Raw genomic sequence first — 10,414 nt, 5'->3', positions numbered from 1 at the left:
GACGTGACGGTGTTCGAGCGCGGCTGGCTTTCGTCGAACAACATCCTGCTGCGCGGTCGCTTTGGTGCGGCGTTGGTCGACAGCGGCTACGTCACGCATGCGCCGCAGACGCTCGCGCTGGTGCAGGCTGCGCTGGGCGCAGCGCCGCTCGACCATCTGCTCAACACCCATTTGCACAGCGACCACTGCGGCGGCAACGCCGCGCTGCAAGCGGCCTACCCCGGCGTGCACACCCGCATCCCGCCGGGCCTGGCCGCCGCCGTGACGGCCTGGGACGAGGACGCGCTGACCTACCGCCCCACGGGCCAGGCCTGCGCGCGTTTTCACTTCGATGGCTTGCTGCTGCCCGGCGAGACGCTGGCGCTCGGCGAGCGGCACTGGCAGGTGCACGCGGCGCCCGGCCATGATCCGCATTCGGTGATCCTGTTCGAGCCCGAGGCGCGGCTGCTGATCTCGGCCGATGCGCTCTGGGCGCGCGGCTTTGGCGTGGTGTTTCCCGAACTCGAGGGTTTTGACGCCTTCGATGCGGTCGCCGCCACGCTCGACCTCATCGAGCGCCTCGCGCCGGCGATCGTCATCCCCGGCCACGGGCCGGTGTTCAGCGACGTGGCGCGCGCCCTGGCCGACGCGCGGGCCCGGCTCGAAGGCTTCGTGGCCGACCCGGCGCGGCATCGCCGCCATGCGGCGCGTGTGCTGCTCAAGTTCAAGCTGCTCGAGTGGCAACGCATCGCCCCCGAGGCGCTGCACGCCTGGGCGCGCGCCACGCCCTACCTGCACACGCTGCGGTCCCAAGAAGCGCCCGACGGAGCCGAGCCGGAGCCATCGTTCGAGGCTTGGCTCGAAGCGCTGATCGACGATCTCGTGCGCAGCGGCGCCGCACGGCGTGTCGCGGGCTGGCTGGTGGATGCCGGGTAGGGCGGCGGCGAACCCGTCGCTTGCGGCCATCGACGGCCTCGTTCAGCCGTCCGCGCGGCCCCAGACGCCATCGAGAAACACCTCCGTCAGTTCGAGCACCGCGCCGCAGCGGCGGTACACGCAGCGTCGCGCGTGCGGCGCGCGGGCATCGGCACCGAGCCGCGCAAAGCGCAAAGGCCCGCGCTCGAGGTCGTCGAGCTCGAACAACAGCTCGCCCAAGGGCCGATCGCCCAGCCGCTGCACCTCGCACCACGGGTTGTCGGGGCCCCAGCCGGGAATGCAGGTGCGCGCCGCGATGCGCGGCCGGCCCGCCGCGACCAGCCGCACGCAACGCTCCCAGACCGGGCGGCCCTTGGCCAAGCCCGCCGCCGCCTCGGCTCCTCGAGCGCCCTCGAACAAACGTTCCACCGTCACCGGCCCAAAGGCGTCGCGCAGCCGCTGCGTGAGCGAGCCGCGCTCGTTCAGCCACCCAGCCGCTTGCGGCGAGAGCGACCCAAACGCCTGCATGGCGTCGTCGTGCCAAGGCGATCCATCCGACTGGCGCAATAGGGCCGTGAGGGCATCGGGGGTGAGCGTCATGGGGTGCGGGCAGTTGCGGGCGGGGACGCGAGGCGCAAACCGCCGCCATGCCCCCTGCAGTGGCGAGGATTTGCGTTTGACGCAGCCCCCAGTCCGGCCGTCAATTTGCCTGGTCAGTCGTAAATTCCAGGCAGACCCGGCGTCAATCGGTCACCGAGCGCTCCTGAACAGAGAGCGCAAAGACCGACGACGCCCCCTTGGCAGCCTCGCCTCAAGCCCCCGCTTTCGCGCGCTGGCGCCAGGCGTGGAGCAGCGGCTCGGTGTAGCCGTTGGGTTGCTCGACGCCCTTGAACACGAGGTCGCAGGCGGCGCGGTAGGCGTAGCTGGTGTCGAAGTGGCCAGCCATGGGCTTGTAGAAGGGGTCGCCGGCGTTTTGCTGGTCGACCACCGCGGCCATGCGCTCCATCGTGGCGCGCACCTGCGCTTCGCTGACCACGCCGTGCAGCAGCCAGTTGGCCATGTGCTGGCTCGAGATGCGCAGCGTGGCGCGGTCTTCCATGAGGCCGATGTTGTGGATGTCGGGCACTTTGGAGCAGCCCACGCCCTGATCGACCCAGCGCACGACGTAGCCGAGGATGCCTTGCGCGTTGTTGTCGAGTTCCTGCTGGCGCTCGGCCTCGCTCCAGTTGGGTGCGGCGGCCACGGGCACGGTCAGCAGCCCGGTGAGCAGTTCGTCGCGCAGCGCGTCGGCGTCGATACGCTCCATTTCGGCCTGAATCGCCGCGACGTCGACCTGGTGGTAGTGCAGCGCATGCAGCGTCGCGCCGGTGGGGCTGGGCACCCAGGCGGTGTTGGCGCCGGCCTTGGGGTGGGCGATCTTCTGCTCGAGCATGGCGGCCATCAGGTCGGGCATGGCCCACATGCCTTTGCCGATCTGCGCTTTGCCGCGCAGGCCGCAGGCCAGGCCGACGAGCACATTGTTCTTCTCGTAAGCCTGGATCCACGCGCTGGTCTTCATGTCGCCCTTGCGGATCATGGGGCCGGCGCGCATGGCGCTGTGGATTTCATCGCCGGTGCGGTCGAGGAAGCCGGTGTTGATGAACGCGACGCGGCTTTGCGCGGCGGCGATGCAGGCCTTGAGGTTGACCGAGGTGCGGCGCTCCTCGTCCATGATGCCGAGCTTGACCGTGCTGTCGGGCAGGCCCAGCACCTGTTCGACGCGGCCGAACAGCTCGGCGGCAAAAGCCACTTCGGCCGGGCCGTGCATTTTGGGCTTGACGATGTAGACGCTGCCCGCGCGGCTGTTGCGGATGAGCTCACCGCTGGGCAGGCGGCCGTGGCCTTGCAGGTCGTGCAGCGCGATGGTGGTGGTGACCATCGCGTCCATGATGCCTTCGGGGATCTCGCGCGCGATGCCGTCGCGGTCGGTCCAGAGGATGGCCGGGTTGGTCATCAGGTGGCCGACGTTGCGCACGAACAGCAAGCTGCGGCCCGGCAGCACTAGTTCGCCGTCGCCCTTGGGCGTGCGGTAGCGGCGGTCGGGGTGCAGCCCGCGCGTGAGACGCCGGCCGCCTTTGTCGAAGGACTCGACCAAGTCACCCTTCAAAATACCGAGCCAGTTGCGGTAGCCGAGCACCTTGTCCTCGGCGTCCACCGCCGCCACCGAGTCCTCGAGGTCGAGGATGGTGGACAGCGCGGCCTCGACCACCACGTCGGAGACGCCGGCGAGGTCGGTCTGACCGATGGGCGTGGCGCGGTCGATGCGGATGTCGATGTGCAAGCCGTGGTTCTTGAGCAGCACCGACGAGGGGTTGAGCGCCTCGCCCTGAAAGCCCACGAACTGCGCCGGGTTCTTCAGGCCCGTCATGCGCCCGCCGGTGAGCGAGACGCGCAGCGCCCCGTCGACCACCTGGTAGGCGCTGGCCTCGGCGTGGCTGCCCTCGGCCAGCGGCGCGGACTCATCGAGGAAGCGGCGTGCGAAGGCGATCACGCGCGCGCCGCGCTTTTCGTTGTAGCCCGGGCCCTTTTCGCAGCCGTCGTCCTCGGGGATGACATCGGTGCCATAGAGCGCGTCATAGAGCGAGCCCCAGCGCGCATTGGCGGCGTTGAGCGCGTAGCGGGCGTTGAGGATGGGCACCACGAGCTGCGGACCGGCCTGGGTGGAGAGCTCCGCGTCGACGTTGGCGGTGGTGATGCGCACCGGCCCGGGCGTGGGCACCAGGTAGCCGATGGTCTCGAGAAACTTGCGGTAGCCCGCCATATCGCGGATCGGGCCGGGGTGGGCGCTGTGCCAGGTGTCGAGTTCGGCCTGCAGGCGGTCGCGCTCGGCCAGCAACGCGCGGTTCTTCGGTGCGAGGTCGCCCACGATCGCGTCGAACCCGGCCCAGAAGGTTTCGGCGCTGACGCCGGTGCCGGGCAGCACCTCGTCGTTGATGAAGCGGTAGAGCGGCTCGGCGACCTGCAGCCGGTGGACGTTGATGCGGTTCGTGGTCATGAAAGATCCTCGAAAAAGTGATGAAAAACAGGCTTTGCCCGCATGAAACCAGGTACGGGGGGTTGAGGGCTTGCCCCCGCAAGCGCCGTTTCAGCCTGGCCGGAGGCTCGAAGCCCATCGTGGTATGAACTTTATTCCAAACTCAAACGCTTATTCTTCGCGCTGAAAGCGGTTCATTTTTTACTCAGATGAACGCAATTTATTCCCAGGTCACCTCCGCGCCTGCCGGATTGCTACATTGGACGCCTCTGTGGGCCCGAACATCATGACGAGCGCATCGCCCCCCGCCCCGTCGCTGCATCAGCGCCGCCGCCCGCCGAACGCGGCGGAGCTCGCAGGCATCCCGTGGCTGGGCTTGCTCACCCCGGGCGAGCGAAGCGTTGCGATCGACGCGCTGCGCGTGAGCGAAGCCGCGCCGGGCGACTTCATCTGCCGCATGGGGCGTCCGGTCACCTATTGGTTCGGCGTCATCGAGGGCCTGCTCAAGATGAGCAGCGAAGACCGGCTGGGCCAGACCATGACCTACGCCGGCTTGCCGCCGGGTGGCTGGTTCGGCGAGGGCACCGCGCTCAAGCGCGAGGTGTACCGCTACCACGTGCAGGCGCTGCGCTCGAGCCTCGTAGCCGGCCTGCCGGTCGACGTGTTCCACCATCTGCTCGATCATTCGATCGGCTTCAACCGCTTCGTCATGAACCAGCTCAACGAACGCCTCGGCCAGTTCATCGCGGCGCGCGCCATCGACCGCATGCACACACCGGAGCTGCGCGTGGCGCGCAACCTCGCCGCGCTGTTCAACCCGGCGCTCTACCCCGGCGTGGGCGAGGTGCTGCGCATCACGCAGCAGGAGCTGGCTTATCTGGTCGGCCTGTCGCGCCAGCGCGTCAACCGGGCGCTCGACACCCTGGAGGCGCGCGGTCTGATCCGGGTCGAATACGGCGGCCTGCGCGTGCTCGACCTCGTCGGCCTGCGACACTGTGAACTTTGAGCAGCCTCACCCACCCCCCGAAGCATGAGCACCCGCCCGCCGCCCGGCGCGCCCCAGCGCCGCCCCGATTCCAAGCCGCCCCGGCCCAACGCCGCGTCCAGCAGCACCCGGCCCCAGACTGCACCGCCGCCGGCCGGCCACGGTGAGCCCGTGCGCCTCAACAAACGCATGGCCGAGCTTGGCCTGTGCTCGCGCCGCGAAGCCGACGCCTGGATCGAACGCGGCTGGGTCCGCGTCGATGGCGTCGTTGCCGAGATGGGCGCCAAGGTGCGCCCCGACGCGCGCATCAGCGTCGACCGCCAAGCCACCGGCGAACAGGCCCAGCGTGTCACCATCTTGCTGCACAAGCCCATCGGCTTCGTGAGCGGCCAGGCCGAGGACGGCCACGCACCGGCCGTGACGCTGATCGAACCCCGCAACCACTGGCGCGAGGACGGGAGCCGTCTGCGCTTTTCGAGCGCTCAACTGCGCGGCCTCGCGCCCGCGGGACGGCTCGACATCGACTCGACCGGCCTGCTCGTGCTCACGCAGGACGGACGCGTCGCCCGCACGCTGATCGGCGAGGACTCCACGATCGAAAAGGAATACCTCGTGCGCGTGCGCTACGACCCGAGCGGCGCGGCCAGCGGCGGTGGCCCGCTCGCCCCGGGGCACGAGGACGCGATGGCCAGCGTCGATGTGCGCTCGGTCGTTCCGCCCGAAGCGCTGGCGCGGCTGCGCCACGGCCTGAGCCTCGACGGCGTGCGGCTCAAGCCCGCCCGGGTCGAATGGCAAAACGAGGAGCAACTGCGCTTCGTGCTCACCGAAGGCCGCAAGCGCCAGATTCGCCGCATGTGCGCGCTCGTCGGGCTGACCGTGGTGGGCTTGAAGCGCGTGCGCATCGGCCGCGTGATGCTCGGCCGCCTGCCGCTTGGCCAGTGGCGCTACCTCGGCCCCGATGAACGGTTTTGAGGGGAGCGCCCGCTGAACACCCCGCCCGAGCCCCACGCGGCGCCGGCTGCAGGTGACGCATTCACACCGGCACATCGCCTGGCGCACCGGACACCTCGGGCTGCTGTCGAGCACCGAGGTCGCCGCCCGGCTCGAACGCTGGCTCGCGCCGGTCTGCGCCCAGCGCTCGCCCCGTCTTGCCCCTTGAAAGCCCGCGGCCACGGCCCCAACTGAATGGCTTTGCGTGACCGCGCAGCGGCGGCCGCGGCTGCGGTTCGTTTGTGTTTCCCACTCTCTGATAACGATGACCAAGCACACCCATTCCTTCCAAGCCGAGGTGGCGCAACTGCTACACCTCGTGACGCATTCGCTCTACTCGAACAAAGACATCTTTTTGCGCGAACTGATCTCCAACGCCTCGGACGCCTGCGACAAGCTGCGCTTCGAGGCGCTGGCCAACCCCGCGCTGTATGAAGATCAGCCCCAGTTGGAAATCCGCATCAGCTACGACCGCGATGCGCGCACGCTGACCATCACCGACAACGGCATCGGCATGAGCGAACAGGAGGCCATCGAGCACCTGGGCACGATTGCCAAGAGCGGCACGCGCGAGTTCTTCAGCCGCCTCACCGGCGACCAGAAGCAAGACGCCCAGCTCATCGGCCAGTTCGGCGTGGGCTTTTATTCGGGCTTCATCGTCGCCGACCGCATCACGGTGGAGTCACGCCGCGCGGGCCTCTCGAGCGACGCCGGTGTGCGCTGGTCCAGCGAGGGCACCGGCGCCTTCGAGGTCGAGCCGATCACACGCGAAGCCCGCGGCACGAGCGTGATCCTGCATCTGCGCGAGGACGCGCTCGAATACGCCAGCGCCTGGAAGATCAAGGAGATCGTGCGCAAGTACGCCGACCACATCAGCCTGCCGATCCTGCTGGAGAAGGAAACCTGGCAGGAGGGCAAGGACGGCGAGCCCGGCCGCATGGTCAAGACCGGGGAGTGGGAAACCATCAACCAGGCCACGGCGCTGTGGACGCGGCCCAAGAAAGACATCACCGACGAGCAGTACATCGCGTTCTACCAGCAGATCACGCACGACTTCGAGCCGCCGCTGGCCTGGACGCACAACCGCGTCGAGGGCTCGACCGAATACATCCAACTGCTCTACATCCCCAAACACGCGCCGCACGACCTGTGGCTGCGCGAGCGCAAGAGCGGCCTCAAGCTCTACGTCAAGCGCGTGTTCATCATGGACGACGCCGAGGCCTTGCTGCCCGCTTACCTGCGCTTCATCAAGGGCGTGGTCGACTCGAACGACCTGCCGCTCAACGTCAGCCGTGAGCTGCTGCAGGAGAGCCGCGACGTCAAGGCCATCCGCGAAGGCAATACCCGCCGCGTGCTCGCGCTGCTCGAAGACCTGGCCGCGCACGATCGGCTGCCCGAGGGCGAGGCGGCCGCAGCCCTGTCCGACGAAGACAAGGCCAAGGCCGGCAAGTACACGACCTTCTGGAGCGAGTTCGGCGCCGTGCTCAAGGAAGGCTTGGGCGAAGACCTCGCCAACCGCGACCGGATCGCGAAGCTGCTGCGCTTTGCATCGACGCAGAGCGACACGCCGAGCGTCTCGCTCGCCGACTACAAGGCGCGCATGAAAGAGGGCCAGGAAGCCATCTACTACCTCACCGCCGAAAGCCTCGCCGCCGCCAAGAACAGCCCGCAGCTCGAGCTGTTCCGAAAGAAGGGCATCGAGGTGCTGCTGATGACCGACCGGGTCGACGAGTGGGCGATGAACTTCCTCACCGAATTCGAGGGCACGCCGCTGCAATCGGTCGCGCGCGGCGAGGCCGATCTGGCCAAGCTCCAGGACGAGGCCGAGAAAAAGGCGGTGGAAGAAGCCAGCACCGCCTTCAAGCCCGTGCTCGAGCGGCTCAAGACCGCGCTCGGTGAACGCGTCGAGGACGTGCGTGTGAGCGCCCGCCTGGTCGACAGTCCGGCCTGCCTCGTCGTGCCCGAAGGCGGCATGAGCCCGCAACTGGCGCGCATGCTCAAAGCCGCGGGCCAGAAGGTGCCCGAGGTCAAACCCATCCTCGAGGTGAACCCCGCGCATCCGCTGGTGCAGAAACTCGAAAACGCCGAGGGCAGCCGCTTCGACGATCTGGCGCAGATCCTGCTGGATCAGGCCGTGCTCGCCGACGGCGCCCTGCCCGAAGACCCCGCCGCCTACGTGCGCCGCGTCAACGCGCTGCTCGCCGCGGCCGATTGACCAGGCACGCATCAGCCCCCTCCGAAAGCCCGCGCCTGACAACGCGGGCTTTTGTGCGTAAACTCTACAGTCATATTTTGACTTGGAGAGTTTCATGCGCACTTCGGTATCGGTCTTCCCACGCCTGGCGTTCGTCGGTCTGGCCCTGGCGCTGCTCGGTGGCATGGCCTCGGCTCAGACGGCGCCCGCACCTACGCCGGCCGCCAGCGGCGCGAGCTCCGCGAACTGCCCGGCGATCTTGCAGCACACCGTGCCCCGACTGCAGGATGAAAAGCCCCAGAACCTCTGCCAGTACGCCGGCAAGGTCGTGCTGGTGGTCAATACCGCGAGCTTTTGCGGCTTCACGCCGCAGTACAAAGGGCTAGAGGCGCTGTACGCCCGCTACAAGGACCGGGGGCTGGTGGTGCTGGGTTTCCCGTCCAACGACTTCAACCAGGAAGCCGACAGCAACCGCAAGATCGCCGAGTTCTGCGAAAACACCTACGGCGTGAAATTCCCGATGTTCGTCGCGACGCACGTCACGGGCGAACAGGCGCACCCCTTGTTCCGCCAACTCGCGCAGGCCACCGGCACGCGGCCGCGCTGGAATTTCTACAAATACCTGATCGGCCGCGACGGCCGCGTCGTCGATGCCTACAGCAGCATGACCAGCCCCGAAGACCGCGCGTTCATCAGGGAGATTGAAAAACAACTTGCCTTGCGCTGAGCCTTCGTGTTCATAAAGCGACCGTACCGTCATAATACGACTGCGAAGCAACTAACCAAACGAGGCATTCATGAACCGCAGCGCCAGCGCCCCGCCCGGGCTTACAAAACTTTACACGCCCGGGTGCCGCGCCGGGCGGAACTCGAACGCCGGGGCTGCGGTCATAACCGAGGTCGGCGGCCCAAGCCGCCCGCCGTTTTTTCTGCTGCGAAGCCTAAGCGTCGAACGTCGGCGTGGATCAGCCCCAGGGCGGTTCTCCTCCTCCCTCCCTCCCTCCTTCCCCCAGGGGTGCTTCGCAGCAGCTTTGTCTTCGGCCCCGACCGGAGGTGCGCGATGAAGCCGCGCGTGGCCATCGTCGGCTCGGGCATCTCGGGCCTCGCGGCCGCCCACCGGCTGACACACCACGCCGACATCACCCTGTTCGAGTCTGGCCCCTACTTCGGCGGCCACACCAACACGGTCGACGTGACCCTGCCCGGTGCCGACGGCCGACCCGTCACACACGGTGTAGACACCGGCTTTCTGGTGTTCAACGAGCGGACCTATCCCGGGCTGATCGCGCGCTCTTTGCCGAACTCGGCGTGACGACGGCGAAATCCGACATGTCGTTCTCGGTCCAGGCCAAGGGCGTGCTCGGCGCGCAAGCGCTCGAGTGGAGCGGCTCGAACCTCGACACCGTCTTCGCCCAGCGTCGCAACCTGGTCCGCCCGCGCTTTTGGCACATGCTCGCCGACCTGTTGCGCTTCAACCGCCGCGCGACAGCCCTTGCGCGCAGCGGTGCGGACGCGGCACTCGCGCAACCGCTCGGCGACTGGCTCGAAACCGAAGGCTTCGGCGCTGAGTTCCGCGAAGGCTATTTGCTGCCCATGCTCGGCTGCATCTGGAGCTGCCCGACCGCACAGATGCTGCGCTTCCCCGTCGCCACGATGATTCGCTTCTGCCACAACCACGGCTTGCTGCAAATCACCCGGCGGCCGCAGTGGTGGACGGTCGCGGGTGGCGCACGTCACTATGTGCAGGCCATCGTGCGCGGGCTGCGTGATGCGCGTTTGGCCACGCCGGTGCTGCGCATCGAGCGCCACCCAGCCCAGCCGCGCGGCGGCGGGCGCATTCACACGGCCAGCGGCAGCGAGGTGTTCGACCGCTTGGTGCTCGCCACCCACAGCGACCAGGCGCTGGCGCTCGCCGTCAACCGTCGGGCGGCGCTGAGCTTCTATGAGCGTGACCATGGCGACGGCCGTGCGGTGGCGGCGGGCGGTGCGCTCGGCTGGCTCGAAGAACTGCTGCAGCGCGAAGGCATCGCCGACGCGGACGGGGAAATCTGGCTGCAAACCTACCCGCGGGTGCTGAGCTATACCTTCAGGCCCGTGAGCTTTTGGTACGCGCACCGCCACGACGGCACGCTGCGCGCGATCGTCGCCGAGGTCAACAACACCTTTGGTGAGCGCCATTGCTATTTGCTCGACGCGCCGCGCTGGGGCGCGCAAGCGCAGGCGCATAAGGTGTTCCACGTCTCACCGTTTTGCCGCGTGGAAGGCGGCTACCGCTTTCGTTTTCTGCGCACCTGGCATGACGGCGTGGAGCGCATCGTCGCGCGTGTGGAGCACGACG

Annotated in this window: 10 protein-coding genes; 8 read left to right on the top strand and 2 right to left on the bottom strand. The window is 68.1% G+C overall.

Annotation, left to right across the window (positions count from 1 at the left end):
• Positions 1-915 (top strand): MBL fold metallo-hydrolase (locus JHC36_RS00635; protein WP_287914560.1); only part of this gene is annotated, 915 nt, incomplete at its 5' end.
• Between the two features lie 42 nt (positions 916-957).
• Here JHC36_RS00635 and JHC36_RS00630 read toward each other — a convergent pair.
• Both JHC36_RS00630 and JHC36_RS00625 read right to left on the bottom strand, forming a co-directional pair.
• Entirely contained in the window at positions 958-1,494 is a 537-nt protein-coding gene (locus JHC36_RS00630; protein ID WP_287914557.1) for a chorismate--pyruvate lyase family protein, read from the bottom strand.
• Positions 1,495-1,705: 211 nt separating this feature from the next.
• Complete coding sequence (locus tag JHC36_RS00625) at positions 1,706-3,928, bottom strand: malate synthase G (protein ID WP_287914554.1); 2,223 nt, start codon at positions 3,926-3,928, stop codon at positions 1,706-1,708.
• A gap of 265 nt (positions 3,929-4,193) precedes the next feature.
• Here JHC36_RS00625 and JHC36_RS00620 point away from each other — a divergent pair, with 265 nt between their 5' ends.
• From JHC36_RS00620 to JHC36_RS00590, 7 genes are all read left to right on the top strand, one after another.
• Entirely contained in the window at positions 4,194-4,913 is a 720-nt protein-coding gene (locus tag JHC36_RS00620; protein ID WP_287914552.1) for a Crp/Fnr family transcriptional regulator, read from the top strand.
• Positions 4,914-4,937: 24 nt separating this feature from the next.
• Entirely contained in the window at positions 4,938-5,864 is a 927-nt protein-coding gene (locus JHC36_RS00615) for a pseudouridine synthase (RefSeq protein ID WP_287914549.1), read from the top strand.
• A 52-nt stretch (positions 5,865-5,916) separates the two neighbouring features.
• Positions 5,917-6,051, top strand: a complete 135-nt coding sequence (locus tag JHC36_RS00610; protein WP_287914547.1) for a hypothetical protein — start codon at positions 5,917-5,919, stop codon at positions 6,049-6,051.
• Between the two features lie 96 nt (positions 6,052-6,147).
• A complete protein-coding gene (gene htpG / locus JHC36_RS00605) occupies positions 6,148-8,097 on the top strand; it encodes a molecular chaperone HtpG (RefSeq protein ID WP_124223249.1) in 1,950 nt (649 codons plus the stop codon).
• Positions 8,098-8,191: 94 nt separating this feature from the next.
• The gene (locus tag JHC36_RS00600; RefSeq protein WP_503006714.1) at positions 8,192-8,803 is read left to right on the top strand and encodes a glutathione peroxidase; all 612 of its coding nucleotides are present in this window, start codon (positions 8,192-8,194) and stop codon (positions 8,801-8,803) included.
• Positions 8,804-9,136: 333 nt separating this feature from the next.
• Positions 9,137-9,388, top strand: coding sequence for an FAD-dependent oxidoreductase (locus JHC36_RS11665; protein WP_503006712.1), 252 nt, complete (start codon positions 9,137-9,139; stop codon positions 9,386-9,388).
• Positions 9,389-9,852: 464 nt separating this feature from the next.
• On the top strand, positions 9,853-10,414 hold a 562-nt coding region (locus JHC36_RS00590), incomplete at its 3' end, for a DUF1365 domain-containing protein (protein ID WP_503006717.1).

Source organism: Tibeticola sp., from assembly GCF_022759015.1.
GTDB classification, from domain to species: domain Bacteria; phylum Pseudomonadota; class Gammaproteobacteria; order Burkholderiales; family Burkholderiaceae_C; genus Tibeticola; species Tibeticola sediminis.
This window is presented reverse-complemented; position numbering and strand designations above follow the sequence as displayed.

What these genes read in the sequence shown, in the direction of transcription:
- JHC36_RS00620 (WP_287914552.1), top strand. Translation starts at nt 4,194, where the DNA reads ATGACGAGCGCATCGCCCCCCGCCCCGTCGCTGCATCAGCGCCGCCGC.
- JHC36_RS00600 (WP_503006714.1), top strand. Translation starts at nt 8,192, where the DNA reads ATGCGCACTTCGGTATCGGTCTTCCCACGCCTGGCGTTCGTCGGTCTG.
- JHC36_RS00630 (WP_287914557.1), bottom strand. Translation starts at nt 1,494, where the DNA reads ATGACGCTCACCCCCGATGCCCTCACGGCCCTATTGCGCCAGTCGGAT.
- JHC36_RS00615 (WP_287914549.1), top strand. Translation starts at nt 4,938, where the DNA reads ATGAGCACCCGCCCGCCGCCCGGCGCGCCCCAGCGCCGCCCCGATTCC.
- JHC36_RS00625 (WP_287914554.1), bottom strand. Translation starts at nt 3,928, where the DNA reads ATGACCACGAACCGCATCAACGTCCACCGGCTGCAGGTCGCCGAGCCG.
- JHC36_RS11665 (WP_503006712.1), top strand. Translation starts at nt 9,137, where the DNA reads ATGAAGCCGCGCGTGGCCATCGTCGGCTCGGGCATCTCGGGCCTCGCG.
- htpG (WP_124223249.1), top strand. Translation starts at nt 6,148, where the DNA reads ATGACCAAGCACACCCATTCCTTCCAAGCCGAGGTGGCGCAACTGCTA.